The following is a 26,973-nucleotide window of genomic DNA, read 5'->3' on the forward strand; positions in this document are numbered from 1 at the left end:
GTACGGCGAAACGCACGCGACCTGCCCGGTGACATCGCTCACTGTGACACTCTTGGCCCGTGGAGATCGACGACGCTGTGACGGAGATCGCCGGCGTGATGAAGAAGGCCGGCCTCGTCTGGCTGTCCTGGAACGGCGGACGCCCGGCCCCGGCATGGTTCGCGACCGTGGACGGGCAGTACGTCGTACTCGCTGACGCCCGCGACAGCGCCGAGCAGCCGCTCCCCGGACTCGCCACGGCGGGCGCGGCACAGGTCGTCGTACCGGCCAAACCGGCAACCAACAGGCTGGCCAGCTGGACGGCGACGGTACGGCGGCTGGAGCCCGGGACCGACGAGTGGACGGCAGCAGCCCAGGTACTGCGGACCGAGCGCCTCAACGCGGCCGGACTGGACACGCAGCTCGACCGGTGGCAGACCGAGGCCGACATCCTCGTCCTGGAGCCGACCGGCGAGATCACCGAGACACCGGGACGGTACGACGCCACTCCACGCGCCGAGGCCCCGATCCCGACCGGTGCGACCACGCGAGGCAAGGCGCCCATCACCCTGCACCGCGCGATCCGGCGTCGTCCCAAGCTGAGCTGACTACAGCCAACCGCGGTCCCGTGCGTGCCAGCCGAGCTGCAGGCGCGAGCGGGAGTGCGTCTGCTCCATCAGCTGCTGCACGCGGCGCGCCACGGTACGGCGACTGATCCCGAGCCTCGCACCGGCCGCGTCGTCGGTCAGTCCAGCGACCAGTAGCGACAGCAGGTGCCGGTCCTCGGCGGACATCGCCTCCTCGGCCTCCAGACTGTTCGACTCGGTCACCGAGAGCGGGCTGGCCCGATGCCACACGGTCTCGAACAGTGCGACGAGCGCGTCGAGCAGACTGCACGGGTGGACGAGCAGCGCCGCGTCCTGCGCCGGCGTAGCCCAGTCCAACGGAAGCAACGCGAGCTCCCGGTCCGCTACGGCGAGCTTGGTCGGCAGGAGGTCCGCGATGCGTGCCTGCTCCCCCGCCCGGACGTGACTGACCGCACTGGCCGCGAGTACGGCATCACCGAGCGCTGAGCTGTCGTAGACCACCCGATACGCCACACCAGCGCCCTGCCGCGCCAGCTGCGTGCTGTTCACCTCGGCCGACGCGACGTACGGCGGTGCAACCAGCTCACGCATCTCGACCCGAGCCGTCCGCTGCACACGGTCGAACGCCATACCGACGGCTGTCTCCCCGGTGACGATCTCGATGAGCTCCTCGGTCCGCCGCGCGCCGCCCTGCCTGGTCGCCTCGGCAGCCAGCCGGTACGCCGCCTTACGGATCCGCTCGAACTCCTCCTCCTGTCGCTGGACGAGCTGCTCCACGGCAAGCTCCGGCGGCACAGGGACGATCAGCTCGCCCGGCGCCGGCGTACGGTGCACGAAACCTTCGGCCTGCAGTACGTCGATCGCGCGCTGCACCTCCTCCACCGGCCGGCCGAGCCGCGCAGCCAGATCCGTCAGTGACGCAGCGCCCCACCGGATCAGGTCCAGGTACGCGGCCTCGTTCTCGGCTCCGAGCCCGGTCGATCCCTGCATGTCAGTCCCCACTTCGCCGTCGCCCGAGGTAAGAAGTCTACGAAGCGTCCTCAGCTGAGACTCCGGCTCCGCGGGTTAGCCTTCGGACATGACCGGATCACCGTCGCGCGTGTACGTCGCCCGGTTGGCGGGATTGCCGGTGTACGACCCGAACGGGGACCAGGTCGGCAAGGTCCGCGACGTGGTCGCCATGATGCGCCAGGGCAACCAGCCGCCCCGGGTGCTCGGCCTGGTCGTCGAGGTGTTCACCCGGCGCCGCATCTTCCTGCCGATGACCCGGGTCACCTCTGTCGACGTCGGCCATGTGGTCACGACCGGTCTGCTCAACATGCGGCGTTTCGAGCAGCGCCCGACCGAAGTACTCGTGCTGGGCGAGCTGCTGGACCGCACTGTCACGATCACGGACACGGGTACGTCCGCAGTGGTGTTCGACATGGCGATGGAGCAGTGGCGGACCAGGGATTGGGTGCTGACCAAGGTGGCGGTCCGGGAGGGCTCGAGACGGTTCCGGCGGCGCGGACAGACGCATGTGCTCGACTGGAGCGACGTGACCGGGTTCACCCAGGACGAGGAGGGTCAGGGCGCTACACACATCCTGGCCGCGTTCGAGTCGATGCGTGCCGCGGACCTGGCCGGCGTCCTGCATGATCTGTCGCCCAAGCGCCGCAAGGAGATAGCAGTCGCGCTGGACGACGAGCGACTGGCCGATGTGCTCGAGGAGCTGCCGGAGGACATCCAGGTCGAGATCCTCGCCGGCCTGGACACCGAGCGGGCCGCCGACGTACTGGAGGAGATGTCCCCGGACGACGCGGCCGACCTGATCGCCGAGCTGCCGACGGACACCGCCGAGCGCCTGCTGACGCTGATGGAGCCGGAAGAGGCAGAGGACGTACGGCGGCTGCTGACGTACGAGGAGCACACTGCCGGCGGTCTGATGACGTCCGAGCCGGTCATCCTGCCGGTGGACGCCACGGTGGCCGATGCGCTGGCCCAGGTACGCAACGCCGATCTCAGTCCGGCACTGGCCGCGATGATCTACGTCTGCCGTCCGCCGCTGGAGACTCCGACCGGACGCTTCATCGGGATCGGCCATATCCAGCGGCTGTTGCGCGAGCGACCGTCCGAGCTGGTGTCCGCCGTACTGGACACGGACCTGGACGGGCTGCGGCCCGACGACAGTCTGCAGACGGTCAGCAAGTACCTGGCGACGTACAACCTGGTCGCGGCGCCGGTGCTCGACGAGGACGGCAGACTGCTCGGTGCGGTGACCGTTGACGACGTACTGGATCACCTGCTGCCGGACGACTGGCGGGAACACGACCACACGGAGCACCCGGCCCAGGAGGGGGACCACGATGCCTCGTGACGACCGCAAGACCGACGATCGTCGCCAGCGTGGCAGCAGCAGCGCGGCCGAGGAACGCCGGCTGATGCGCAGTACCAACCGGCTGGACATCCCGCGCGAGCTGCGCCGGACGATCGCACTGCGCTCGGCGTACGACGCGGACGCGTTCGGGCGGCTGTCCGAGCGGATCGCGCGCTTCCTCGGCACCGGGCAGTTCCTGGTCTACATGACCGCGACGATCCTGTTCTGGGTCGGCTGGAACATCTTCGCGCCGGAGAGCCTGCGCTTCGACCAGTACCCGTTCATCTTCCTCACGCTGGCGCTCAGCCTGCAGGCGTCGTACGCCGCTCCGCTGATCCTGCTCGCGCAGAACCGGCAGGAGGCCCGCGACCGGGTGCAGTACGAGCGCGACCGCGACGTCGACGCCCGGACCCGTGCGGACATGGAGTTCCTGGCCCGCGAGATGGCCTCGCTGCGGATGGCCGTCGGCGAGGTCGCCACCCGCGACTTCCTCCGCTCCGAGCTGCGCTCGCTGCTCGCCGACCTGGACCTGAAGAGCCGCGAGGACGACCGGGTTTGAGCCCGAGCTACCCTCACTATCAGGTGAGGAAAAGGACGTGGGATGAAGACTCGATTTGCGCCTGACCGAGGGCTTTCCAGCCGGATGCTGATCACCAGTTTCCTGCTCGGTCTGCTGTACGTCGGTTTCGTCGCACTGCTGATCGCGCTGACGAAGAGCGCCGTGCTGGCGGTCGTCATCGCGGGCGGTGCGCTGTTCGTGCAGTACTGGTTCTCCGACAAGATCGCGTTGTACGCGATGCACGGACGGATCGTCACGCCGGAGCAGGCTCCGGAGCTGCACGGCACGATCGACCGGCTGTGCGCGCTGGCCGACATGCCGAAGCCGCGGGTCGCGATCGCCGACGTCGACCTGCCGAACGCGTTCGCGACCGGCCGCAACCCGAAGAACGCGGTGGTCTGTGTGACCACCGGCATCATGCGCCGCCTGGACCAGGACGAGCTCGAGGGCGTGCTGTCCCACGAGCTCTCCCACGTCGCACACCGCGACGTCGCCGTGATGACGATCGCGTCGTTCCTCGGCGTACTGGCCGGCCTGATCACCCGCTTCGGGCTGTACGGCGGACTGGGCCGCAACCGCGACCAGAACACCGCCGTCATCGTGCTGACGATCATCGCGGTATCGATCGCCGTGTACGCGATCTCGTTCCTGCTGACCCGCGCGCTCTCGCGGTACCGCGAACTGGCGGCCGACCGTGCCGGCGCGATGCTGACCGGCAGACCGTCCGCACTCGCGTCGGCGTTGACGAAGATCAGCGGGGACATCGCGCGGATACCGTCGCGCGACCTGCGCCAGGCGGAGGCGTTCAACGCGTTCTTCTTCGCCCCGGCGATCTCCGGCAAGGCCGGCGCCAGCCTGTCGTCGCTGTTCTCGACCCACCCGTCGCTCGAGAAGCGCCTCGACCGCCTCGGTGTGCTGTCCCGCGAGCTGGGCGAGCAAGCTTAGGCACATGGGTCTTCTCGATATCTTGCTCGGCCGGAGCAAAGCCGTCCCGCCGAACCTCGACCAGCTGTTCTCCGTTCCGTCGGCCGCGATCACCTTGGAGACCGCGGCCGGCTACCGTCCGACCGGCAGCGGCTCGGTCTGCTTCAAGGCAGCCGAAGGCGGCGGGTTCTCCACGCTGCGCGAGGAGGTCGACAAGCTGCTCGCGCTCGACAACGGCAAGTTCACCAGTACGACGGACTCGTACGGCTTCACCTGGCTGGTCCGGCAGACGGCTCCGGACGACCTGGAGACCCTGGTCACCGACCTGCACGCCGTCAACTCGTCACTTGTGGACGCAGGCTTCGGCTCTTCGTTGCTGTGCACGTTGGTCGCGTTCAGCAACGGGACACAGTCGGTCGGCCTGGTGTACCTCTACAAGCGCGGCACCTGGTACCCGTTCGTCCCGGCCGGCACCGACCGCCGCGACAACGCCACCGAACTCCAGATCAAGTCCGTCATCGGCGCCGACCTCAACTTCGAGCCGGACCTCTCCCGCTGGTTCCCGATCTACGGCGCCCCGGGCCTGTGAAGTAAGGGTTGCCTTGCCGGAGGTAGGTCACATGGACCGTGGTCGGTCGGTTGTGGGTGAGCACGTAGCCTTGGGGCATGGCTCCCACTGCTGATCAGGTGACCGCGGCGCTCGGTGGCGTGCTGGATCCGGAGATCAAGAAACCGATCACGGACCTGGGCATGGTCGAGTCCGTCGTCGTCCGTGAGGACGGCGTGGTCGCCGTACGCATTCTGCTGACCGTCGCCGGCTGTCCGATGAAGGACACGCTGCGCCGCGACATCACCGCCGCGGTCAGCAAACTCGACGGCGTCGCCGGGGTCGAGATCGACCTGGGCGTGATGTCGGCCGAGCAGCGGGCGGCTCTGCAGACGCAACTGCGCGGTGGCGTGGCCGAGAAGGAGATCCCGTTCTCGCGGCCCGACTCGCTGACGAAGGTGTTCGCGATCGCGTCCGGCAAGGGCGGCGTCGGCAAGTCGTCGGTGACGGTCAACCTGGCGGTCGCGATGGCACGGCAGGGCCTGTCGGTCGGCGTACTGGATGCGGACATCTACGGGCACTCGGTGCCGGCGATGCTCGGCGTCGCGGACGAGCGGCCGACCGCGGTGGACGACATGATCATGCCGGTGCCCGCACACGGCGTGAAGGTGATCTCGATCGGCATGCTGAAGCCGAAGCGCGATCAGGTGGTCGCGTGGCGCGGTCCGATCCTGGACCGGGCGCTCGTGCAGATGCTGGCGGACGTGTACTGGGGCGATCTCGACGTACTGCTCCTGGACCTCCCGCCCGGCACCGGTGACATCGCGATCTCGGTCGGTCAGCGGCTGACCAGCGCCGAGGTCATCGTGGTGACGACGCCGCAGGAAGCTGCCGCGGAGGTCGCCGAGCGCGCCGGGACGATGGCGCAGATGGTCCACCAGCGGGTCGCCGGCGTGGTCGAGAACATGTCGTACCTGCCCTGCCCGCACTGCGGTCCTGAGCACCGGATCGAGATCTTCGGCTCCGGCGGCGGTACCCGCGTCGCCGAGACGCTGTCCGCGCGGCTCGGGTACAACATTCCGCTCCTGGGCGAGATCCCGCTCGACGAGCGCCTTCGCGCCGGCGGTGACCTCGGCCAGCCGCTCGTCGCGGCCGACCCCGAGACCGCGGCCGCCCAGGTCCTCGACAAGATCGCCGGCACCCTCGGCGGCAAGCCCCGCGGGTTGCTCGGCCGTCAGCTGGGCCTCTCCCCCGCGGGACGATAGCCCGCGCGGTAATTCCGGCTGAAGGTGGCCGTCGGTTGGTGTTGACTTGGCCGGGTGCCGATTCCTGCTGAGCATCCGGTCCTGACCGACGGGGTGGTGACGCTTCGCGCGCCCCGACCCGACGACATCGAAGGACAGGCCGAGCGCAACGCCGAAGGCGGCCGGTACCGCACCGCCGAGGACGCCCGACGCTGGATCACCTTTGGCATCACCGACGCCTGGAAGCAACGCGAGCGGCTGATGTTCGTGATCGAGTACCAGGGCCGGTACGCCGGAACCGTCGCCCTGGAGCCCGATGTGGACGACAACGCCCGCGTGCACTACGGCCTCTCGGCGTGGGCTCGCGGTGCCGGAGTGATGAGCCGCGCGGTGCGGCTGATCCTGGAGTTCGGCTTCTCCACCTGCGGATTCCACGTCATCCGCTGGTGGGCCCGCGTCGGGAACTGGCCGTCGCGGCGGGTCGCGTGGGCGACCGGCTTCCGGCTGGGTGAGACGATCCCGGACATGGCGGAAGAAGGCGGCGAGCGGGTCGACGCGTGGACCGGGTGGATCGGGCCGGACGACAAGCGGGCGCCGCGGTACCCGTGGTTCGAGCACCCGATCCTGGAGACGCCGCGGCTGCGCCTGCGGACGTGGCGCGAGGACGAGATCCCGCGGATCACCACGGCCCGGACCAACCAGACGACCGCGCACTTCCTGCCGTTCATCCCGCAGCCGTTCACCGCGGAGGACGCCCGCTTCTGGCTGAAGGACATGGCCGAGCAGGCCGCCGCCGGACGGCGGTTCAACTGGTGCGTCGCGGATGCCGAGACCGACCAGGGGCTGGGGAATCTCACCATGTTCGGCATCCACCACGGCGAGGTCCGCGATGCCGAGCTCGGCTACTGGATGCACCCCGACGCGCAGGGCCGTGGCGTGATGGCAGAGGCGATCCAGCGAGTCGCCCAGTGGTACTTCGACGACGAGGGCTTCGGCGGCCGCCGGCTCTTCATCCGTACGGCGGGCACCAACACCTCGGCCCGCCGTACCGCCGAGAAGGCCGGCTTCCGCCACGTCGGCACCGAACGCGCGGCCTTCCACATCTCCAGCCACGTTGACGACAAGGTCACCTACGACCTTCTCGCCACCGACTACTTGTAACCACGGAAGAAGGTCCGGATGTCGCCGACGAGCAGCTCCGGCACCTCCATCGCCGGGAAGTGACCGCCGGCGTCGTACTCGTTCCATGAGGTGTACATGCCGTACGGGTCGACCTCGCGTCGGACCGACATGTCGGTGGCGAACACCGCCACGGCGACCGGCGGCGGAGTCGGAGCCTCCCAGCCCTCGGTCGGCTCCGCCGACTTGGTCGCGAACTCGCGGTAGGCCTGCATGCCTTCGTACACCGAGTGGGCAGCCGACGCCCCGCCCTCGGTGAACCAGTAGATGCTCACGTTCGTCAGCAACTGCTCGAGATCGACGGCGTCCTCCGGCAGCTCACGGTCAGCGTCCGTCCACTCCTTGAACTTCTCCACGATCCAGGCGAGCTGGGCAACCGGCGAGTCCGTGAGCCCATAGGCGAGGGTCTGCGGACGTGTCGCCTGGATCGACAGGTAGCCGATCCCGTCCTCGCGCCACGCGTTGAACCGCTCGGCCCGCTCGCGCTGGCTTCCCTCGAGCCCGTCCAGCGACAGCTCCGGACCGAACGGGAACGGCGCCGGACCGTTGATGTGCGCGGCGATCACGCGATCGGCCGCGACCATGCCGAGCATCCCGACCACACCGGAGCCGACATCGGTGCCTTGGGCAAGGAACCGGTCATACCCGAGCCGGGTCATGATCTCGGCGAACGCGCTGGCCACCCGGAACAGGTTGCCCCAACCGGGCTCGGCAACCGGCGAGAAACCGTAGCCGGGGATCGACGGCAGCACCAGATGTACGGCGTCCTCCGCCTTGCCGCCGTGCGCCACCGGGTCGGTCAGCGGCCCGATGACCCGGAGGAACTCGGTGAACGAGCTCGGCCAGCCGTGGACCATCAGCATCGGCCGGGCGGCCGGCTCGTTCGACCGGATGTGGACGAAGTGGATCGGCTGGCCGTCGACCTCGGTGACGAACTGCGGCAGCTCGTTCAGCTCGGCCTCGGCCCTGCGCCAGTCGTAGGTGTTCTGCCAGTACTCCGCGATCCGCCGCAGGTAGCTGGTCGGGACTCCGCGGGTCCAGCCGAGACCGGGGAGCTCCCGCGGCCACCGGGTGTTCGCGAGCCGTGCGTGCAGGTCGTCGAGCTCGGCCTGCGGAACCTCGATGCGGAAGGGGTGAATCTCGTTGGTCGTCATGAGTACGACACTAGGAACGATTGCGGAAAGGACGGTTCCGCGTTCGAGAGGATGCTGAAGATATGTTGGAGACCTCGGCACGACTGCTGCGATTACTCTCCTTGCTGCAGCTGCATCGGCACTGGAGCGGCCCGGAGCTGGCCACGCGGCTGGGTGTGACGACGCGGACCGTACGCAACGACGTCGAACGCCTGCGATCCCTCGGCTACCCGGTCGACGCGACTCCCGGAGTCGCCGGCGGCTATCGGCTGGGCGCCGGTGCCGCACTGCCTCCACTGCTGCTCGACGACGAGGAGGCCGTCGCTGTAGCGGTCGGCCTGCGGACAGCAGCCAGCGGCTCGGTCGCGGGCATGGAAGAGACGTCCGTACGGGCGTTGGCCAAGCTGGAGCAGGTGCTGCCGTCCCGGTTGCGGCGTCGAGTCAACACGCTGCACAGCTACACCGTGCCAGTGCCGGGTTCAGGTCCGGTGGTGGATCCGTCGGTGCTGGCGACATTGGCCGCCGTCTGCCGCGACCACGAGCGACTGCGCTTCGACTACAACTCACATTCGGGTACGTCGTCGGTCCGGGAGGTCGAGCCGTACCGCCTCGCCTACCTGCGGGGACGCTGGTACCTGGTCGCGTTCGATCTGCACCGCGCCGACTGGCGGACGTTCCGAGTCGACCGGCTGACGCCCAGGATCCCGACCGGGCCGCGCTTCGTGCCGCGGGAGTTGCCGCCCGAGGGCGTCGCGTCGTACGTCGATCAGGGTGTTTCGACGGCGATGTGGGAGTTTCGCGCGCGGATCCGGGTGTTCGCGCCGCTGTCGGTCGTGGCGGCCCGGCTGCCGGCGACGGCCGGTGTGCTGACCGAGATCGACGAGACCTCGTGCTACCTCGACGCCGGCTCCGACGATCCCGGGATGTTGCTGAGGTACCTGAGCATGCTCGACCTCGACTTCTCCGTCGCCGAGGCGCCGGAACTCGTGGACGAGGTGCGCAAACTGGCCGCCCGCTACGCCCGTGCGCTGGAGTGATCCGACCAGATCGGGCGGAGCGGCTCGAGGCCTTCCTCGACGTACTGCGCGATCGGGCGCTCTCCGCCGTCGAGGTACCACTGCTCCAGCGCGGAGAAGTAGCCGAAGACCAGGGCGTTCGCGGCGACGCGGGACTGGGTCTCGGTGAGGTGTCCGCGGGCCATCATCGGGGCGATGCGCTGGCTCGCGCGGTCGAGTGAGGCGCAGAACGCCGTCCGGACCGACGGCTCTTTGAAGAAGTACCGGATCCGCCGCCACGGGATCGGCTCCGAGCCCTCCGGCGCCGTCTCGTAGGTGCGGACGATCTGGACCATGCTGCCGACCGGGTCGTCGAGATCGAGGAGCTCCTCGAGCGCCTCCTGGCTCATCGTGTCGAACTCGTCGGCGACGATCAGGCCTTCCTTGGTGCCGAAGTACCGGTAGACCGACGACGGCGAGACCTCGGCCGCGGCGGCGATCTCCTCGATCGTCACCGCGTCGAACCCGCGCTCGTCGAACAGGTCGAGCGCGCGCTCCTGGATCGTCCGTCGCGCCTTGACGCGCCATCGTTCCCGCAGACCGGTAGCCATGGTGAGACAGTAACACGCTTCAGCAAGTCACCGTCTGATACAGTCACTCGCATGAGACAGTCACTTTCTGAAAAACGCACCGCGCTGATCGCGGTAGGACTTTCGGTCCTCCTCGCGGTGATCGCGATCGTCGATCAGGCAGGCAGCCGCAGCCTGTTCGACCACGCCACGTCGGCGTACGCCGCGCACGGCAAGGAAGCGTCCGAAGGGGCGCTCTACGGCCTGCTGTACGGCGTTGCCGTCCTCGATGTCCTGCTCTGGCTGGCGGTCGCCGGCCTGGCCCGCTCACACCGCCTGGCCGCGGCCGTCCTGGGCGTCGTCGTCACGCTGCTCACGGCGTCCCTCGGCCTGACGCTCATGCTCGCGTCGGAGTACGGCGTACACCCGTACACGCCGCTCTGGGGAGTGCTCGCGCTACTGCCCGCGGCAGCCGGTGCTGTCGCGACCGCCCTGCTCTTCCGGCGGAAGTAACCCTCAGGTGGATTCGGGGTCGTACGGCGGGCGCTGGCCGGCCGGGAGGCGCTCCGGGACCGAGTCGGTGAAGTCGGTGACCGGCTTCTCGTCCTCGTCCATGGGATCGAGCAGGTGCTTGCGGACGAAGTTCTTCGGGTTCAGGTCCTGGAGCTCGAGGTCGGCGAACTCCGGGCCGAGCTCGCTGCGCAGGTCGTTCTGCGCGTTGTTCACCATCTGACGGACCTGCCGCAGCAGGCGTCCCGCCGTCCGCGCGAACTCCGGCAACCGATCCGGTCCGAAGACGAGCACGGCGACGATCGCGATCACGACCAGCTCGAGTGGCCCGATGCCGAACATGTCCCCACCTCACTTCTGTCCACGGACGTCGACCAGCCTATATCGGGTCCGGTCATGGGTGATCAGCCGATCTGCTGGGCGAGCTTCAGGTTGACCGTGCGGGACCGTCCGCCGCGCTCGTACGCGAGCAGCACGCTCTCCCCCGGCTGGTGGGTACGGATCGCGACGATCAGCACCTCGGCGCTGTCCACCGGCTCGTTGTTGATCGCGGTGATCACGTCACCGACCCGCAACCCGGCCCGCGCCGCCGGCGAATTGGCGGTCACCGCGCTGACCCGGCCGCCGCCCTCGAACGACATGTCCACACTCGCCCCGATCACGGGGTACGACGCCTTGCCGTTCGCGATCAACTGCTGCGCGGTACGCCGGGCCTGGTCGATCGGGATCGCGAACCCGAGCCCGATGCTCCCGCTCTGCCCCTCGCCGGAGCCCGGAACGGTCGCGATCGCGGAGTTCACGCCGATCACCCGCGCGTTCATGTCGACGAGCGGGCCGCCGGAGTTGCCCGGGTTGATCGCCGCGTCGGTCTGCAGCGCGCTGATGTACGACGACGCCTGGCCGGTGTCGTCGCCCGTGGTCACCGGCCGGTTCTTGGCCGAGATGATGCCGGAGGTGACCGTGCCGGCCAGGCCGAGCGGCGAGCCGATCGCGACCACGTCCTGCCCGACGACCGCCTGGTCCGACTGGCCGAACTGCACCGACGGAGCATCCAGACCGACCACCTGCACGACAGCCAGGTCGTACGCCGGGGAGCGGCCGACGAGCCGCGCGGTCGCGGTCTTGTTGCCGTTCGTCGAGACCTGGATCGAGCCGCCGTTGGCCGCGGCCGCGACCACGTGGTTGTTGGTCAGGATGTGCCCGACGTTGTCGATCACGAAGCCAGATCCGGTCGCCTCGGAGTTGTCCGAGCCGTCGACCTTCAGCTGGACCACACTCGGCAGCAGGGTCGCGGCAACGGCCGAGACCGAGCCGGTGCGGATCTTCGGGTCGGTGCCGGTGCCGACCGGCGGGTTGGGCTGATCGGCGATCGGGGCGCTGCCGCGGTTGCCGAGCGCGACCACGGCCGTGGCCGCCCCGGCTCCGGCGATGACGCCGATGATCAGCGCGATCAGACCCGCGATCGCGACGATGCGGTTCACCTTCGGCGGCTCGGCCGTGTACGAGCGGGCCTGCTGCACATGCCAGTCGGCCGGTGGCGGCGGGACGTACGTCGGCCGGTACTGCGGCTGCTCGGTCGGCCAGGCCTGGCCCGGGTACAGCGGCTTGAACCGGGGATCCTGCGGCTCGGGCTGGCCGAAGCTGCGCTGGGTGGTGGACCGGCCGTTGGTCGGTGGGCCACCGTTGGTCAGCGGGCCACCGTTCGACGGCCGGCCGCCGTTCGTCTGCCGGTACGCCGCGTCGGAGCCGGGCGTCCGCAGCGGCATCGCCCCGGCGCAGAGCTGCGGCGGGGTCAACCCGCTCAACGGCGACGAACCGACGGGCGACGGCTGGGGCGAAGCAGAAGCTGCGGGAGGAGGACCGGCGGACGGCTCGGAGGTGGTGGGCGTGGCCGCGCTGGGATCCGCGGTCGCCGGATTCGGAACTGTCGGCTCGGCGTCGTCGCTTGTCACGGTCCCCGCCTCACGTCGTCGTCGTGGTCGTCGGTCGGAAGCCCCTCCGGGGGTAACCGGAGGCCCTTCCAGATTCGATTATCCCAGCTTCGGCGAGAGTGCACCCATCGGAGTGAGCCAGGTCGCGATTTTGGCCAGCCCGGTGCCCAGCCGCTCGATCGCCGTCAGCTTGATCGGGACGTCGTGCCCGAACGCCCGGACCACCTGTCCGAGCTGGTCCGGGGGCAGGTCCCCGATCAGCGTGTAGACGATCCCGCCGGACGACCAGACGACGTACGACGGCATTCCGTACCGCTGGTAGACGCCCGGGCTGTCGGTGCTGCTGAAGCCTGCGACCGCAGCCGGGTCCAGCGTGCCGCGCTGCTCGAACACCGAGACGTTGAACAGCCCGTCGGAGTACGAGAACTGCAGCGAGCCGTTGGCGGTGTCCCGGTGGACGTCGTACAGCTTGAGCGACGCGGGCAGCTCCGGGGCGCACACCCAACCCTGGGACCGCAGGTTGTCGACCTTGCCCATGCCGACCGCTTCGACACCGCTCGGCAGCATCGGCGGCAGGTGGCCGAGGAACTCGGAGTTCTCGATCTCCAGCTCGGTGAACACTGTGGCCCGGACCATCGTCTTGCCGTCCTCGCTGAACAGCTGACGCTGCAGGAGCAGTCCGGTCGCCTTGTCGATCCAGAACCGGGCAGCCAGCGTCTTGTCGTCCCGGAGCGCCTCCACGAGCACTGCGGTCCGTCCGATGAGGTCCGTGCAGCACTTGTCGACCAGTTGGTACGTCGCCTGCAGCAGCGACAGCGGTCCGCCGTCGATCGCGGCATCCGTGGTCGTGGCACGCTGCACGAACGCCTTTGCGCCCGGAGCGGACGACGAACCGAGCACGCTGATCTCGGAGCCCTGCGACGCCGCATGGGTGATGTCGAACATCGCGGAACTGGCGCCCTGCGGTCCCCAGGCGGTGATGATCTGCGTGCCGTGGTACGAGACCCGGTTCGGTGCGGCGGCTGCCCGCTGCAGCCAGCTCACCGCGGTCGGCGAGTCCGCCTTCGAGAGCGCCGGTACGGCGGCCGCGGACGTGGGCAGGCCGAAACCGATCAGGGCTGTGCTGACCAGGACGGCGAGCCGTGAGAGGCTCACCGGTCAGCGCCCGGTCAGGGCCACCGGCTGGAGCGTCGAGGTCAGCCCGGCGTACCCAGAACCGTTGTAGGAGTTGAGCACGGCGACCGGGTCGGCGAACGGCGCTCCGCCGCTCGTGGTCGCGTGATCGGACGTGAAGCTCGCGACCGGCGGCTGCAACGCGGGCGGCTGCTCCGACCGGGACGGGTCGCCGACGACGAACGCAGTACCGAGCAGGGAGGCGACGGCGGCGGCCGAGCCGGCTGCGCCCAGCACACCGGTACGGCGGCGGGATCTGGTGCCGCGGGCGGAGCCCGGACGGGTGCCACCTGTGCGCCCGGCCGGGAACGCAGAGCGCTGCGGGAACAGGCTCACGGCCGGCGTGAGCACCGGGCGGACCTCTTCGCGTGGCTCGGTCGAGAACGACGAGACGCCCATCAGACGCTGCATGAGGTCGGTGGACGGGTCCTGCGAGTCCAGGCCGGCCATCCGCGCCTTCAGCCGGCGCTGCGCGTCCACCTCGGCGCGGCAGGTGTCGCAGCCGACCAGGTGGCTCAGGACCTTGTCGCGGGAGTCGTGGTCGAGCTCTCCGTCGACCACGGCGCTCAGCTTGTCGAGCGGGTGTTGCAGGCTCATCGGAGGTCGCCTCCGTCGCTGAACAGGCCACCGTCTGCCGGTGGACCGCCGACGCGGGTCTGGCCGGACCGCGGGGCCCGGTGCTCCAGGTGCTTGCGCAGCATCGAGCGGCCGCGGTGGATGCGGCTGCGGACGGTGCCGAGCTTGACGTCCAGGACGTCCGCGATCTCGTCGTACGTCATGCCCTCGATGTCGCAGAGCACGACGGCGGCGCGGAAGTCCTCGGGCAGCGCGTCGAGCGCGTCCTGCACGTCGTGGTCGAACAGGTCTGAGTCCAGCTTCTCGGCCGGGCCCTCGCCCTTGGCCGGCAACCGGTCGTGGGCGTCCTCGGGCAGGCCGTCGAAACGGATCCGCTGCTTGCGGCGGGCGCCGTCGAGGAACAGGTTCGTGGTGATCCGGTACAGCCAGCCCTCGAAGGTGCCCGGCGTGTACGACGACAGCGAGCGGAAGACCCGGACGAACACTTCCTGGGTCAGGTCCTCGGCGTCGTGCTTGTTACCGGTCAGGCGGTAGGCGAGCCGGTAGACCCGGGCGGAGTGGGTGCGGACGATCTCGTCCCACGAGGGCAGCACCTCGGGCGCCACCGGCGCGGGTGCGGTCCTGGTGTCGGCGGGCTTCACCGCGACGCCTCCCTGGGTCCTCTCGGCAATAAGCGTGAAGGCCATGGTGCCGCGGTCACCGTCCTCTGCGCACGTCGGGAAAACCCGGGCCGGACCCTGGTTTGTTCGTACGACGGCTCAACGCGGCGCTCCGGCCGGAAGTTCCCGGCCGGTGCCCTCACCGGTAAAGACGCGCAGACGGCCATTTCGGTTGAATCAGTTCTCCTCGATCACGGCGATCGGGTCACCGTCGCGGACGACCTCGCCCTCGGTGACCTTCAGCTCGGTGATGGTCCCGGCCACCTCGGCGAGCACCGGGATCTCCATCTTCATCGACTCCAGGATGACCAGGGTGTCATCCGGACTCACCGTGTCCCCGGCCTTGGCAGTGACCTTCAGCACGTTGGCCACCAGCTCGGCCAGCACGGTGTGACTCATGCCCCCGATCCTAGGCGGGGCGCAAGGGTTCGGCGTAGGCGCCCCTCGGGCAGCAGACCAGGGCACCTACGCCGAGTCGGTGAGCGGCTACCGAGCCGCTAGCGGGCCGCTAGTGGGCAGCCTCCGGTGCGAGCCGGATCGCGTTGAACAGCGCCGGGTTCTTCGTCTCCGCGACGCCCTTGCCCCAGGTCAGCCAGCCACGCCGCCCGGTGCCGTCGTTCTCGTTGATCACCACAGTCGTCGACAGCAGCCTGTCCAAGGCCTTGAACCCGAGCGTGCTCCACGGGATCGCGATCTCGTACGTCGTGGTGTGCGCCGTCTCGTCGCGCACCACCTTGGCCTGCACGCCCGGCGGCACACCGGCCTGCGTCGTCGGTGTCCACCGCCAGGTGTCCACCGGACCGGCGTCGGTGAGAGCAGCGCCGATCTCCTGCGTCTGGGTGGTCTCGCCCGGTGCGCCTGCCGTCATCCCGAGCTGCAGACCGTCACCGCCCCAGATGTTGCCCGCGCGGTTCGGCTGCGAGAACACGTCGTCGGTGACCTTGGCAGACAGGTACAGGTTCTGGTCGTCGTGCGTGAGCCACAGCGAACCGGACAGGTCACTCGGCCCACCCCACCCGGTCACCGGCGGCGTACCGGTCCCTTCCAGCGCGATCGCCGGCTGCTTGGCCACCGCTGGATCGATCACACCGTCCAGCTTCACTGTGTGCCGCTTGGCAAGCGTCGGCGCGGTAACCGGCACCAGCGTGCCTGAGGCGGTGATGTTCGTCTCCCCCGTTCTCCGAAGGCTCGCGGACCACGTGGAAGCTGCTGTGAGGGTCAGAGGCACGTCCACCTCACGTGTGGAGTGAGCGGCGACGGTGCAGCCTGCGAGGAGGGTTCCGGACTTGCTGCCAGACACCCAGTCCAGTCCCGCCACGGTCTGCGCGTGCGCCGACGCGTTGGTGATGCGGAAGCGCAGCAGGTCCTTCCCGCTTCCGTTGAGCACGTGCGAGCCGGTCACGGACAGCGGTGGGGTCGCGGTGCCAGTAGCTGACACGAGTGCGACCGCTTGGCCGTCCACAGTGACCTTGGCCGAGTAGGTACGCGCTCCAGTCGAGTCCTGCGCCGGGTAGCTGACCGCAGTGGTTGCGGTAGCACCCGCGGCCACGGAGCCGGTGGTGTCAGCACCGCCTGCCGACACGGTGTACGCGTGAGTGACCGCGTCCGGGTTCGTGAATGTCAGCGTGCCCGTAGCCGGGTCGCCCGCGATCTCCGGTGCCACCGACAGCGCGAACCGGCTCGACGGAAGCATCGGCCCAGTGATCGCACCACGCAGGTACACCGGGTCCGGCCCAGCAGTCACCCACACATGCCCGCCGGCGTCCGCAGTCAGGTCGGTCGCGACGCCGTACATGTTGGTGACCTGGACGGTCGACCCCGCGGGCGCGGTGGCCGCGACGACTCCTGGCGTGGTCGACCAGACCGCGTGCACCGATTGCCCACCACCGGCGTCGAAGGCGACGTCGTACCCGTTGGTGCCGAAGCGGGTCTGGCCGGTCAGCGGAAGCTGGTCGATCTGACGTGCCAGGACAGCCGTAGCGACGTACGACGGCTTGGGTACGAGCGCGCCGCGGGTGTCGAGCCGGTTGCGCACCAGGCCGAACCGGTTCTCGACGTTCGACGGGTCGGTGCCCGAGTCCATGAAGTTGTACGAGCTGTACCGGGCCACGCCGTTGCCGTAGGCAAGCAGGTTGCCGCGTACCAGGTCACGCGCCTGCGCCGGCTCCGACACCGCGCTGGGGTTGGTACCGGTGGCCCAGCCCTGCTCGCTGATGTAGATCGGCTTGGTCGAGCCGTGCGCCGCCATGATGCTGCGGATGGTGTTGACGTAGGTGACCGAGGCCTCCGGGTCCAGCGGCTGCACGTACGGGTGGATCGTCACCGCGTCCACGTAGTCCAGCCCGCCGAGGTCGGCGAACTTGGTGAACCAGCCCTGCCAGTCGTTGATGACCGCCAGCGACGGACCGGTCAGCTTCACGTCCGGGTGCTTCGCCCGGACCGCCGCGCTCACCATCTTGAGCAGTGCGACGTAGTTCTCCGGGCTGGCCTTCGCGGCGCCGTTCGGGTCGCGCAGGTTCCACTCGTTCCACAGCTCGTACGTCGTGTGCTCGGTGCCGAACTCGTCGACCGCGGCAACGGCGTACCGCGTGAACGCTGCGCGCTGCTCGTCGGTCGACGGTGCCTCGTCCGGGTAGTACAGAGTGTTGCCGTAGTCGAGGATGTTCAGGAAGTCGACGTTGTTCGCGTCCAGCGCGGCCTTGTAGTCCTTGACCTTCTGCGGGAACTGGATGACGTCCTTGGTGGTCTCAGCCGCAGCCCAGAACGCCTCGTCGCGGTCGGTGGAGATTCCACCCTGCGCCATCAGCGGCACGGCTTCCAGACCCGGATTGCTCGCGCTGCTGAATCCCAGTGCACCCGCGACGCCGATCCGGGTGTCCGTGGAGGTGGAGAAGTCATGCGGAGTCAGTACGGCGAAGTCCGTGCCGCCCAGCGTGGTCGTGCCGTCGGATCCGACCGCTGTGAGATCGGTCTGGTACCAGCCCGGCGTACTGATCGACAGCGGGAGTTGTCCGCTGAGCGAGGCGGCCGATGCGGAGCCCTTGGCGACTTCGGTGCCGCCGGCGTCGCGGACCGTCCAGTTGACGGTGGTGGCGTCGGTGCTGAAGCCCAGCTTCACCTGCTGCCCGACGGTGAAGGTGTTGCCGACCGTGGTCGGCGTGATGGTCAGGGTCGGCGCAGCGGTGGTCGCCGCGTGCGCAGGTGACTGGAGTACGGCGGCCAGCAGCAAACCGGCCGTGAGAAGACTGACTGCGCCGGAGCGGCGACGGGTCATGAAGTGCTCCTCCCAGGGGAAGCGAAAGCGGTTTCGCAAATCACACCTTCATACGCCGCGACGCGACTGTCAACGGCTCGAAGCTGACTACGATGTGCACATGGCCGATTCAGTGATCACCCTGTCCGATGTGGCCGCCGCGGCTGGGGTGTCGCTCTCGACGGCCTCCAAGGCGCTGAACGGCACCGACCGGATCTCCGAAGCCACCCGGGAACACGTCCGCGTCACTGCGGACCGGCTGGGCTTCCGCCACAACGCACTGGCCCGCTCGTTCGCCCGCGGCCGCAGCCAGACCATCGGCGTACTCACGCACCGCGCGTCGAACCCGTTCACCCGCGTGGTGCTCGCCACCGCCGCCACCGAGCTCGGCGCCAAGGAGCAGGCCATCCTGCTCTACGACGCCCGGATGGACGAGCAGCACGACGTGACCGAGAGTGTCCTGCAGCTCCGGGCCCGCCGGATCGACGGCGTGATCGTGATCGGCACCAGCACGTCGTTCCGGACCCCGTCGTTCACCGGCCGGTTCGACGTCCCGGTGATCAATGCGTTCACGGTCCCCGAGGATCCGGAGGACACCACGATCACCGCCGACGACTTCGCGATCGGGCGGCTCGCGATCAGCCACCTGCTGTCGATCGGCCGGCGCCGGATCGCGCACCTCACCGCGGAGCCCCACGACATGGCAGCGCAACGACGGGCCGAGGGCGCCGGTCAGCTCCTCGCCGAGGCCGGGCTCGACTGGGCGGCACCGGTCCGCTTCGGGCGCTGGCGCGAGGAGTGGGGCGAGCAGGCCGCGACCGAGTTGCTCACCGAGGCGCCCGACATCGACGCGATCTTCTGCGGCAGCGACGCGATCGGCCGTGGTGTGGAGCGGGTCGTCCGGGCCACCGGCCGGCAGGTGCCCGGCGATGTCGCGCTGATCGGCGTCGACAACTGGGAGAGCCTGATGCACGACCAGCGCGGCACCCGGCACCTGACCACGATCGACGTCGGTCTCGAGGAGATCGGTCGCGTGGTCGCCAACCGCCTCCTCGAGGGTGACCTCCGGCCCGGTGTCGAGTACGTCGAGCCTCACGTGGTGATCGCCGACACCGCCTGATCGTGGATCGAGTACCGCGGCCGGAAGCCCAGCAGTTCTCGTGCCCGCGTGGTGTCGACCAACGAGTCACGTCCTTGGACAGCTCGCCGCAGCGGGACGGTCGGCGCGTACTCGCGGAGCAGTTCGTCGGTCTTCCGGTCGATGAGGATGTCATCGGCCGCCAGACCGAGCACATGCGCGCCAGCAGCCGTTGACTCGAGCGCGGCGATGATCGCCCGCACACCGTCCCGCAGGTCGAGGTACGCCCAACCTTCGCGAGCCATCACCGACGGGTCGTTCTCCGCCCGCGCCGCGAACTTGAACAGCTCCTCGCGATTCTTCACCAGCGGGAAGCGCAGTGCGATCACGTTGATTCCCCAACGACGCCAGGCCATCCGTGCGCTCTGCTCGTCCACACTTTTGGACAACGAGTACGCATCGGCGATATCCGCCTCCACCTCCTCGTCCAGCGGGTAGTACGCCGGCTCCACGTCGTTCACGTTCATCGGTACGCCGAACGCGTTGATGCTGCTGGCAATCACCACCCGCTCGATCCGCTGCTGCCCAGCCTGTGCCAGCACGTTGAACGTCGCCGCAACGTTGTTCTCGAACACCTCCTCCGGCGTACCCAGACTGGGATGCGGAATCGCAGCCAGGTGCAGTACGGCGTCCACGCCGTCGAGTGCTGCGGTCACGTCCTCGGCCGACCGCGCATCGCCGACCAGTGGACGGTCCGCCGTACTGCTGTGGTCGTAGCGCAGCGACAGACCGGTCACGTCGTACCCGGCAGCTTGCAGGCCGTCTACAGCGGCACGGCCGATCGATCCGTCCGCACCGGTGACCAGAACCCGTTTCACGCCTTGATTCCCCCAGACAGGCCCACACCACGTAGAAATGCTCGCTGGAAAACCAGGAACAGCAGCACCGGGATCAGCAGGGCCAGGAACAGACCCGCCAACTGGATGTTGAGCTCCGTCACCTTGGCGATCTTGGGCAACGCCACCGAGACCGGCTGCAGATCCGGATTCGTCAGCACCAGCAGAGGCCACAGGTAGTCCTTCCAGGAGGAGATGATGCTGAGCAGCACGACCACACCGAGGATCGGCCGCGACAGCGGGAGCACGAGCGAGGTGAACACGCGGATCGACCCGGCGCCGTCGATACGGGCCGCTTCGAAGTACTCGCGTGGGATGCCGTCGAAGAACCGCTTCACGATCAGCACGTTGAACGCACTGGCCGCGGGTGGCAGCCAGACCGCCCAGAACGTGTTGGTCAGATTCGCGTGCACCACAGGCACTTTCAGCACGGTCAGGTACAGCGGTACGAGCGAGACGATGTGCGGTACGAAGAGCGTGGCCAGGATCCCTGCGGACAGCACTGCGCCCCACCGCGGCCGGAGCACGCTCAGTACGTAGCCGGCCGTCGTACAGACGATCAGTGACGCAAACGCCGTACCGGCCGCGATCATGGCGGTGTTGCCGAGGTAGTAGCCGATGTGGCCCTGTTGCCAGGCTGTCGCGAGGTTGCCCCACTGCACCTGGCCGGACGGGAACCAGGCCAATGGTGAACGGATGCTGTCCTGGGTCGGCGAGATCGCTGCCTTGAGCAACCAAAGCAGCGGACCGAGCCCGGCGATCAGCAGTCCGATCAGTACGACGACCTGTCCGATGACGAACGGCACTCGAACCCGGGTCTGCTGCCGGTCCGAATCCGACAGCGCACCCCGATCCCCGCTCACTCCGTACTCCAGCCACGCGTCGCCAACTGGAAGACCGCCGACAGTACGGCGAGGGCCAGCGCCAGCAGCACACTCAGCGCCGTAGCAGCGCCGTAGTCACCGTTGACGAAGGCGTAGTTGTAGATGAGCAGCAGAATCGTCATGGTCGACCCCTGCGGTCCGCCGCCCGTGAACAGCAGCGGCTCGGTGAACAGTTGCATCGTGCCGATCACCTGCAGAAGCAGCATCAGCAGCAGTACGCCGCGCAGGTGCGGCAGCATCACGTGCCACACCCGCCGTACGACGCCTGCTCCGTCCAGCTCGGCCGCCTCGTACAGGTCCGCGCGTACTGAGGTCAGTGCGGCCAGATAGATGATCACTGCGTTGCCCGCACCGGCCCAGGTCGCTTCCAGCACGATCGACGGCATCGCGGACGACGGACTGTCCAGCCAGGGGTACGGTCCGAGCCCGACGGTGCCGAGGATCGTGTTGAACATCCCGCTCGGTGACGGGTCGTAGAAGAACCGCCAGAGCAGGATGGCGACCACCGGCGGCGTGATCACCGGCAGGTACGCCAGTGTCGAGTACAGCCAGGACTTGCCCCGCAACTCGGACAGGAACATCGCCAGCAGCACCGGCACCGGGAAGCCGAACAGCAAAGCCAGCAAGGTGAACCAGAGCGTGTTCAGCGCCGCCTGCCCGACACCAGGGTCCGACAACACGTAGCGGAAGTTCTCCAGCCCGACCCACTTGACCGGATCGATCAGGTTGGTCTGCTGGACGCTCATCACCAGACCCTTGACGATCGGGCCCCACGAGAACACCACGAAGACCAGGAGCACCGGCAGCGCGAACAGCACTGCCGGTACTCCGTTGCGCAGGCGGCGGAGCAAGTCAGCGCCCGAGCTTGGCATTCACAGTGCCGGCCGCCTTGGTCAGCAGCGCCGGGATGTCGGCCTTCGCGTTACCCAGCACGGTCTGCACGACCGGGTCGAGCGCGGCGTACACCTCCTGAGCCTTCACCGGCGGCTCAGGAATGATCTTCTGGTCCGCCGCCACCTTGGTGTACGGCGCGAACTGGTCCAGCGGCACGTTGACGTACGGCTTGATCCAGCTCTGGTACGTCGCCCATTGGTCCGCCGCGACCACCGGAAGACCCGGGGTTCCGACCGGCAGCTTCCCGGCCACACCGGCCTTGGCGGCCGTCACCGCGGCGTCCTGGTTGACGTACTTGTTCAGGTAGTTGAACTTGATCCACTTGATCGCGGCCGTCTTCTCGGCGTCGGTCGCGTTCGGGCTGACGATCTGGACGCTGCCACCGCTGAGCGTGCCGTGGTCGCCGCCCTGCTGCGGCATCGGGCCGATACCGAAGGCCGACGACTTCAGGCCGTTGACGTTGACCAGCGTGCGGTACGCGTCCGGCGCGGACATGAACATGCCGATCTTGCCGGCCGCGAACGCCTTCGAGATGCCGTCGATGTCGTACAGCACGGCCTGCCCCATGGACTTGTCGACCCACTTCATGTCGTGCAGCAGCTGCAGCGCGGCCTTCGACGGCGCGTCGTCGAACGAGGCCTGGCTGCCGTCCTCGTTCTCGATCGAACCGCCGAACGCGTAGCTCTGGGTGGTGAACATCCAGCCGCCGGTGTTGTTCGTGGTCATCTGCGCGTAGCCGGCCTGCCCGGTCTTCTGCGCGATCTGCTTCGCGTCCTGCCGGACCTCGTCCCAGGTCGTCGGCGGCTTGTCCGGGTCGAGCCCGGCCTTGGTGAACAGCTCACGGTTGTAGACGAGCCCGACGGAGTACGCCGCGGTCGGGACGGCGAACACGTTGCCGGCCTGGTCCTGGGCGATCTTGAGCACGTTCGGGTTCAGCTGACTCATCAGGCCGTCGTCCTTGAGCACCTTGGTCAGGTCGGCGACCTGCTTGCGGGCGATCAGGCCCTGCGGCTCGGTGAACGGCACGTTGAGCACGTCCGGCAGCTGACCGCCGGCCGCCTGCGCCTGGAAGGTGGTCGGGTCCCAGAGCGTCTCGACCGGGTTCAGCTTGATGTCCGGGTTCGCCTTCTCGAAGTCGGCGACCCGCTTGTCGTACGACGCCCGGTTGGCGGGATCGGAGCTGGTGGGACGGTCACCGACCGTGATCGTCACCTGTCCACCGGAGCCGGAATCACCGGTCGCGGACGGCGCACTGGAGCAGGCCACCAGCAAGAACGGCACTGAAAGCCCTGCCGCACAACGGATTGCGAATCTGTTCATCGAAGCTCCTCTGCGGGGATGGCGATCGGCGAGCCGACCGTTCCGCAGAGTAGCGCAAGCGCTTTCGCAAATACTAGACCTCAGCGAAAGTGGTTTCGCAGCTGTTAGCTCTGCCGGGCCCGGTACGACGCGACGCGGGTCCGGGTCGAGCATTTCGGCGTACAGAATCGCCGCGGCCGCCGCTCTGCCGGGTTCGCGAAGACGCGCTCACAGTCCACGGCGGCGCAGACACCCAGCGCCTCGAAGCCGTGGCCGGCCGCGAACGTCGCCAGCCCCAGCGCGGTCGTCGCCGCCAGCCATTCGGCCCACGACGCATCCGGCTCCGCGACATGCAGATGCCACGGCGAGCCATCGTGGTCCGAGAGATACGGCCGTACGGCGTACTCCGCGAGCAGCCCGTTGACCACCTCGGCCCCACCGTCGTGGAAGACCGGCCGCACCCGCTCGCGGACAGCGCGGACCGCGGTCAGGTCGTCCTCGGTCAGCTCGATCGGTTCGGACTCGCCGTGCTCGAGCAGGAACGCCCGCAGCGCGCCCGGCGAGGTCAGCTGCTCGGGCTCACGCGTTCGCGTGTTCACCAGGTCGACCGCGAGCCGGATCAGTCGATCCGGTGACTGGATTTCCACTGGACTCCTCCCGTAACGCCTTTGTTAGGGTAACGCGTAACATGCTAGATGGCGTTACAGGAGGTCCGGCGTGCCCAGCTACTACCTCGCGGCGACGCTGGCGCGGTTCGCCGACGAGATGGTGGCGTTCACGCTCGTACTGCTGGTGCTGGACCGGACCGACAGCCCGACGCTCGCCGGCATCACCGGCGCCGCCTACGCGCTCCCGGCCATCGTCACCGGCCCGTTGCTCGGAGCATGGCTCGATCGGACCGCGTACCGGCGCAGCGCGCTCGCGGTCAACCAGGCGACGCTGGGTGCGGTCATGCTCGCGCTGCTGATGGTCGTCGGACACGGCCCAGGCTGGATGCCGCCGGTACTCGCGGCGGTGGCGGGTGCGACGTTGCCGATGGTGAGTGGCGGGTTCACCAGCATGCTGCCGAGTCTGTTCCGGCCGGAGCGGCTGGCTCGGGCTAACGCGTTCGAGTCGGTCAGCTTCAGCAGTGCGACCATCGCGGGACCATCAACCGCGGCAACCGTCGCCGCAGTGGTCTCAGTCGATGCGGCTGCGGTGGTGATCGTGATCGCGGCAACGCTCAGCATCCTGGCCATCAGCCGCCTTCCAGCGCTCCCACCGGTCGGTGCGGGCGGAGAGCCGTTCTTCAGCTCGGTCGTCGGCGGCCTGGTTCACCTGGCACGTACGCCGCGACTGCGGGCGTCGACTGTCACCACAACGCTGCTGATGGGCTTCACCGGCATCCTGCTGATCGCACTGCCGCTGCACATGCCGTCACTCGGCATGCCGAAGTCCGCGGCGGGCTACCTGTGGACCGCTGTCGAGATCGGCAGCGTCACCACAGCACTGCTGCTGAGTCGCCTGCAGTCGCGCTGGCGTCCGGAGTACGTCGTGATGGTGTCGGTCGCCGTCTACGGCCTGATGCTGGCCACCTGGTCGCTGGCCGCGACGTTCGCCGTACTCGTGCTGCTGGCGGTCGCGGCGGGGCTGGCCGAGGGACCTGCGCTGCCGGCCATGTTCGCGGCCCGGCAGCAGTACAGCCCGCCGGAGCTCCAGGGCCGCGTGAGCACCAGCGCCGCGAGTCTCCGCGTCGGCGCCTCCGCCGTCGGCCAGGCCACCGGCGGCATCCTCGTCCCACACCTCGGTACCGCCGCCGCACTCACCACCACCGCCCTGGGCCTGCTGGCAGCGGCCGCTCTCGGCCGCCTCGCCCTCACCGCACGCCCAGGCCGCGCGGCGTAGGTCAGCCGAGGATGACCGAGCGCGAAAGGCTGCGAGGCTGGTCGGGGTTGAGGCCGAGAGCGAGCGACTTGGCCACCGCCACCCGCTGGGCCACGATGAGCGACGCAAGCGGGTCCAGGTCGTGGTGTACGACGGTGGCGCCGGTCGCGGCCACGTCGTCGAGCAGACCCGCCGGCGGCTCGCCGAAGATCCACACGCCACGCCCGGGCTGCGCGATCGCGATCGGACCGTGCCGGTAGTCCATCGCCGGGTACGCCTCGGTCCACGCCGATGCGGCCTCGCGCTGCTTGAGCGCGGCCTCGTGCGCCAGGCCGACCGTCCAGCGCGTACCGAGGTACGTGACCTGCTCGAGCTTGGCCAGGTCGTCCACGTCGATGGTCAATGCGGTCTGAGCGTCCGCAGCGGCCTGGGTCAGATCCTGACCGAGCGATGCGCGCAGCAACGCCAGTGTGGTGGTGGCGAACCGGGTCTGCACAACGGACTGCTCATCCGCGAAGTCCAGCATGATCGTGTGATCGGCCAGCTCGACGATCGGCGAGCCGGGCGTCGCCGTGATCGCGATGGTCGGCAGGTCGGTCTCCCGGATCAGGTCGAGCACCTCGGTCGTCGTACCGGAGCGGCTGATCACCACGACGGCGTCGTACGCGCGGCCGGCCGGGAACTCGGAGCCGGCGAACGCGTCGGTCTCCCCCTGGCCGAGGTCCTCGCGCAGCGCGGCGTACGCCATCGCCATGAACCAGGAGGTGCCGCAGCCGACCGCGGCGACCCGCTGACCGGCCGTCGGAAGTGCACCGCCGTACTGCGCGAAACCGTCCGCGACCTGTCGCCAGAGGTCTGGCTGAGTGGCGATCTCAGTGCTCACAAAAGGCGTCTGCGTCATGTCGTCTCCGCGCTTGTCATGGTCGAAACTGCTCGAACGTGATCGAATGGTGCCAACCAGCCGCCACCCGGCTGACCGATTGTGTGAAGGAGGAGCCCCGGGTGAAGCGTTATGAACGCCTGAACACCTTGCTCGAGTCGCTCGCCGAGAAGGGCGCCATCGACGTCGACGAGCTCGCCGAGCAGTTGCACGTCTCGGCGGCCACGATCAGGCGCGACCTGGACCATCTCGGCAAGCAGCAGCTCCTCACCCGGACCCGCGGCGGCGCCGTGGCCAACGCGGTGTCGTACGACCTGCCGCTGCGCTACAAGACTGCGCGTTTCGCGTCCGAGAAGCAGCGGATCGCGCAAGCGGCGGCCACATTGGTGCGCCGCGGCATGGTGATCGGGATGAACGGCGGGACGACGATCTCCGAGGTTGCGCGCACGCTGGCGACCCGGCCGGAGCTGTCCGCGGAGCACGGCGAGCCCGCGTTCACGCTCGTCACCAACGCGCTGAACATCGCCAACGAGCTGATCGTCCGACCGCACGTGAAGATGGTGCTGACCGGCGGCGTGGCCCGGCCGCAGTCCTACGAGATGATCGGCCCGCTGTCGCACCGGATCCTGTCCGACCTGTCGCTGGACATCGCCTTCATCGGCGTCGACGGGATCGACGAGACCGGCGCCACCGCGCATCACGAGGGTGAGGCGAACATCAACCAGCTGATCGTCAGCCGGGCCGCGAAGGTGGTCGTGGTGGCCGACTCGTCCAAGCTCGGGCAGCGCGCCTTCGCCCGGATCTGCGAGCTGAGCGAGATCGACACCCTGGTCACCGACGCCCAGGCCGACGAGAGCCAGCTGACCGTCTTCAAGGAAGCCGGTATCGACGTCATTCGCGCCTGACCGCACTCCTCACCACCTCCCTCACGTCTCCAGAGGACGATCATATCTGATTGGGGGCCGGCTGTTATGAGCAAGAGTGCGCAACCTCCGCGCGTGCAGC

The 26,973-nt window shown here is 68.8% G+C and carries 28 protein-coding genes; 12 read left to right on the forward strand and 16 right to left on the reverse strand.

All coding sequences use genetic code 11. The features are described from left to right. Positions 1-59 precede the first annotated feature (59 nt). Positions 60-587: a hypothetical protein gene (locus FDA38_RS33925; RefSeq protein ID WP_137258258.1), complete on the forward strand. Its 528-nt coding sequence runs from the start codon at positions 60-62 to the stop codon at positions 585-587. Here FDA38_RS33925 and FDA38_RS33930 read toward each other — a convergent pair whose 3' ends face one another. Next, positions 588-1,556, reverse strand: coding sequence for a helix-turn-helix domain-containing protein (locus tag FDA38_RS33930; protein ID WP_137258259.1), 969 nt, complete (start codon positions 1,554-1,556; stop codon positions 588-590). A gap of 88 nt (positions 1,557-1,644) precedes the next feature. Between FDA38_RS33930 and FDA38_RS33935 the strand changes: the two genes are divergently transcribed. From FDA38_RS33935 to FDA38_RS33960, 6 genes are all read left to right on the forward strand, one after another. Continuing rightward, positions 1,645-2,922 carry a magnesium transporter MgtE N-terminal domain-containing protein gene (locus tag FDA38_RS33935; protein WP_137258260.1) on the forward strand — a complete coding sequence of 426 codons (1,278 nt, stop codon included), beginning with the start codon at positions 1,645-1,647 and terminating at the stop codon, positions 2,920-2,922. Then, complete coding sequence (locus FDA38_RS33940) at positions 2,912-3,481, forward strand: DUF1003 domain-containing protein (protein ID WP_137258261.1); 570 nt, start codon at positions 2,912-2,914, stop codon at positions 3,479-3,481. Before FDA38_RS33935 ends, FDA38_RS33940 begins: the two co-directional genes overlap by 11 nt. A 42-nt stretch (positions 3,482-3,523) precedes the next feature. After that, positions 3,524-4,426, forward strand: coding sequence for a zinc metalloprotease HtpX (gene htpX, locus FDA38_RS33945; RefSeq protein WP_137258262.1), 903 nt, complete (start codon positions 3,524-3,526; stop codon positions 4,424-4,426). A 4-nt stretch (positions 4,427-4,430) separates the two neighbouring features. After that, positions 4,431-4,994, forward strand: coding sequence for a PspA-associated protein PspAB (gene pspAB, locus FDA38_RS33950; protein ID WP_137258263.1), 564 nt, complete (start codon positions 4,431-4,433; stop codon positions 4,992-4,994). A gap of 77 nt (positions 4,995-5,071) precedes the next feature. Then, positions 5,072-6,217 carry an Mrp/NBP35 family ATP-binding protein gene (locus FDA38_RS33955; protein WP_137258264.1) on the forward strand — a complete coding sequence of 382 codons (1,146 nt, stop codon included), beginning with the start codon at positions 5,072-5,074 and terminating at the stop codon, positions 6,215-6,217. A gap of 54 nt (positions 6,218-6,271) precedes the next feature. Next, complete coding sequence (locus FDA38_RS33960) at positions 6,272-7,357, forward strand: GNAT family N-acetyltransferase (RefSeq protein ID WP_233715092.1); 1,086 nt, start codon at positions 6,272-6,274, stop codon at positions 7,355-7,357. On the opposite strand, the gene FDA38_RS33965 is transcribed toward FDA38_RS33960, so the two are convergent. Next, the gene (locus FDA38_RS33965; protein WP_137258265.1) at positions 7,348-8,529 is read right to left on the reverse strand and encodes an epoxide hydrolase family protein; all 1,182 of its coding nucleotides are present in this window, start codon (positions 8,527-8,529) and stop codon (positions 7,348-7,350) included. The two genes, FDA38_RS33960 and FDA38_RS33965, sit on opposite strands and share 10 nt — an antisense overlap. Before the next feature lie 62 nt (positions 8,530-8,591). On the opposite strand from FDA38_RS33965, the gene FDA38_RS33970 reads away from it, so the two are divergent. Further along, complete coding sequence (locus FDA38_RS33970) at positions 8,592-9,545, forward strand: helix-turn-helix transcriptional regulator (protein ID WP_137258266.1); 954 nt, start codon at positions 8,592-8,594, stop codon at positions 9,543-9,545. Here the strand turns inward: FDA38_RS33970 and FDA38_RS33975 are convergent. Continuing rightward, the gene (locus tag FDA38_RS33975) at positions 9,524-10,114 is read right to left on the reverse strand and encodes a TetR/AcrR family transcriptional regulator (RefSeq protein ID WP_137258267.1); all 591 of its coding nucleotides are present in this window, start codon (positions 10,112-10,114) and stop codon (positions 9,524-9,526) included. The two genes, FDA38_RS33970 and FDA38_RS33975, sit on opposite strands and share 22 nt — an antisense overlap. A 51-nt stretch (positions 10,115-10,165) precedes the next feature. Here FDA38_RS33975 and FDA38_RS33980 point away from each other — a divergent pair, with 51 nt between their 5' ends. Then, positions 10,166-10,585: a hypothetical protein gene (locus tag FDA38_RS33980; RefSeq protein WP_137258268.1), complete on the forward strand. Its 420-nt coding sequence runs from the start codon at positions 10,166-10,168 to the stop codon at positions 10,583-10,585. A 3-nt stretch (positions 10,586-10,588) separates the two neighbouring features. Here the strand turns inward: FDA38_RS33980 and FDA38_RS33985 are convergent, their stop codons facing one another. From FDA38_RS33985 to FDA38_RS34015, 7 genes are all read right to left on the reverse strand, one after another. Continuing rightward, entirely contained in the window at positions 10,589-10,924 is a 336-nt protein-coding gene (locus FDA38_RS33985) for a sec-independent translocase (protein ID WP_137258269.1), read from the reverse strand. 62 nt (positions 10,925-10,986) lie between these two features. Then, positions 10,987-12,534: a S1C family serine protease gene (locus tag FDA38_RS33990; RefSeq protein WP_233715093.1), complete on the reverse strand. Its 1,548-nt coding sequence runs from the start codon at positions 12,532-12,534 to the stop codon at positions 10,987-10,989. 78 nt (positions 12,535-12,612) lie between these two features. After that, a complete protein-coding gene (locus tag FDA38_RS33995; protein ID WP_137258270.1) occupies positions 12,613-13,668 on the reverse strand; it encodes a sigma-E factor regulatory protein RseB domain-containing protein in 1,056 nt (351 codons plus the stop codon). Between the two features lie 3 nt (positions 13,669-13,671). Beyond that, positions 13,672-14,283 (reverse strand): anti-sigma factor family protein, encoded by a 612-nt coding sequence (locus FDA38_RS34000; protein WP_137258271.1) that lies wholly within the window; start codon positions 14,281-14,283, stop codon positions 13,672-13,674. After that, positions 14,280-14,948, reverse strand: coding sequence for an RNA polymerase sigma factor SigE (gene sigE / locus FDA38_RS34005; RefSeq protein ID WP_137258272.1), 669 nt, complete (start codon positions 14,946-14,948; stop codon positions 14,280-14,282). Before sigE ends, FDA38_RS34000 begins: the two co-directional genes overlap by 4 nt. A 150-nt stretch (positions 14,949-15,098) precedes the next feature. Then, positions 15,099-15,320, reverse strand: coding sequence for a biotin/lipoyl-binding carrier protein (locus FDA38_RS34010; protein ID WP_137258273.1), 222 nt, complete (start codon positions 15,318-15,320; stop codon positions 15,099-15,101). 109 nt (positions 15,321-15,429) lie between these two features. Further along, positions 15,430-18,195 carry a sugar-binding protein gene (locus FDA38_RS34015; protein WP_137258274.1) on the reverse strand — a complete coding sequence of 922 codons (2,766 nt, stop codon included), beginning with the start codon at positions 18,193-18,195 and terminating at the stop codon, positions 15,430-15,432. A gap of 100 nt (positions 18,196-18,295) precedes the next feature. Between FDA38_RS34015 and FDA38_RS34020 the strand changes: the two genes are divergently transcribed. After that, positions 18,296-19,294, forward strand: a complete 999-nt coding sequence (locus FDA38_RS34020) for a LacI family DNA-binding transcriptional regulator (protein WP_137258275.1) — start codon at positions 18,296-18,298, stop codon at positions 19,292-19,294. Here FDA38_RS34020 and FDA38_RS34025 read toward each other — a convergent pair. From FDA38_RS34025 to FDA38_RS34045, 5 genes are all read right to left on the reverse strand, one after another. Beyond that, entirely contained in the window at positions 19,267-20,130 is an 864-nt protein-coding gene (locus tag FDA38_RS34025; RefSeq protein ID WP_170989964.1) for an NAD-dependent epimerase/dehydratase family protein, read from the reverse strand. The genes FDA38_RS34020 and FDA38_RS34025 overlap by 28 nt on opposite strands. Next, positions 20,127-21,011 carry a carbohydrate ABC transporter permease gene (locus FDA38_RS34030; RefSeq protein WP_202877970.1) on the reverse strand — a complete coding sequence of 295 codons (885 nt, stop codon included), beginning with the start codon at positions 21,009-21,011 and terminating at the stop codon, positions 20,127-20,129. Before FDA38_RS34030 ends, FDA38_RS34025 begins: the two co-directional genes overlap by 4 nt. After that, on the reverse strand, positions 21,008-21,850 hold the full coding sequence (locus tag FDA38_RS34035; RefSeq protein ID WP_233715094.1) for a carbohydrate ABC transporter permease: 843 nt from the start codon (positions 21,848-21,850) through the stop codon (positions 21,008-21,010). The genes FDA38_RS34030 and FDA38_RS34035 overlap by 4 nt, the downstream gene beginning before the upstream one ends. A gap of 34 nt (positions 21,851-21,884) precedes the next feature. Then, on the reverse strand, positions 21,885-23,246 hold the full coding sequence (locus FDA38_RS34040; RefSeq protein WP_170989965.1) for an extracellular solute-binding protein: 1,362 nt from the start codon (positions 23,244-23,246) through the stop codon (positions 21,885-21,887). Positions 23,247-23,350: 104 nt separating this feature from the next. After that, the gene (locus FDA38_RS34045) at positions 23,351-23,872 is read right to left on the reverse strand and encodes a CGNR zinc finger domain-containing protein (RefSeq protein ID WP_137258279.1); all 522 of its coding nucleotides are present in this window, start codon (positions 23,870-23,872) and stop codon (positions 23,351-23,353) included. A 70-nt stretch (positions 23,873-23,942) separates the two neighbouring features. Between FDA38_RS34045 and FDA38_RS34050 the strand changes: the two genes are divergently transcribed. After that, on the forward strand, positions 23,943-25,109 hold the full coding sequence (locus FDA38_RS34050) for an MFS transporter (RefSeq protein ID WP_137258280.1): 1,167 nt from the start codon (positions 23,943-23,945) through the stop codon (positions 25,107-25,109). A gap of 1 nt (position 25,110) precedes the next feature. On the opposite strand, the gene FDA38_RS34055 is transcribed toward FDA38_RS34050, so the two are convergent. After that, on the reverse strand, positions 25,111-25,971 hold the full coding sequence (locus tag FDA38_RS34055) for an SIS domain-containing protein (protein WP_233715095.1): 861 nt from the start codon (positions 25,969-25,971) through the stop codon (positions 25,111-25,113). 119 nt (positions 25,972-26,090) lie between these two features. On the opposite strand from FDA38_RS34055, the gene FDA38_RS34060 reads away from it, so the two are divergent. Beyond that, positions 26,091-26,873: a DeoR/GlpR family DNA-binding transcription regulator gene (locus tag FDA38_RS34060; RefSeq protein ID WP_134108530.1), complete on the forward strand. Its 783-nt coding sequence runs from the start codon at positions 26,091-26,093 to the stop codon at positions 26,871-26,873. The last annotated feature ends 100 nt before the right edge of the window (positions 26,874-26,973 follow it).

Origin of the sequence: Kribbella jiaozuonensis, assembly GCF_005233875.1 — a bacterium.
Taxonomy (GTDB): Bacteria; Actinomycetota; Actinomycetes; order Propionibacteriales; family Kribbellaceae; genus Kribbella; species Kribbella jiaozuonensis.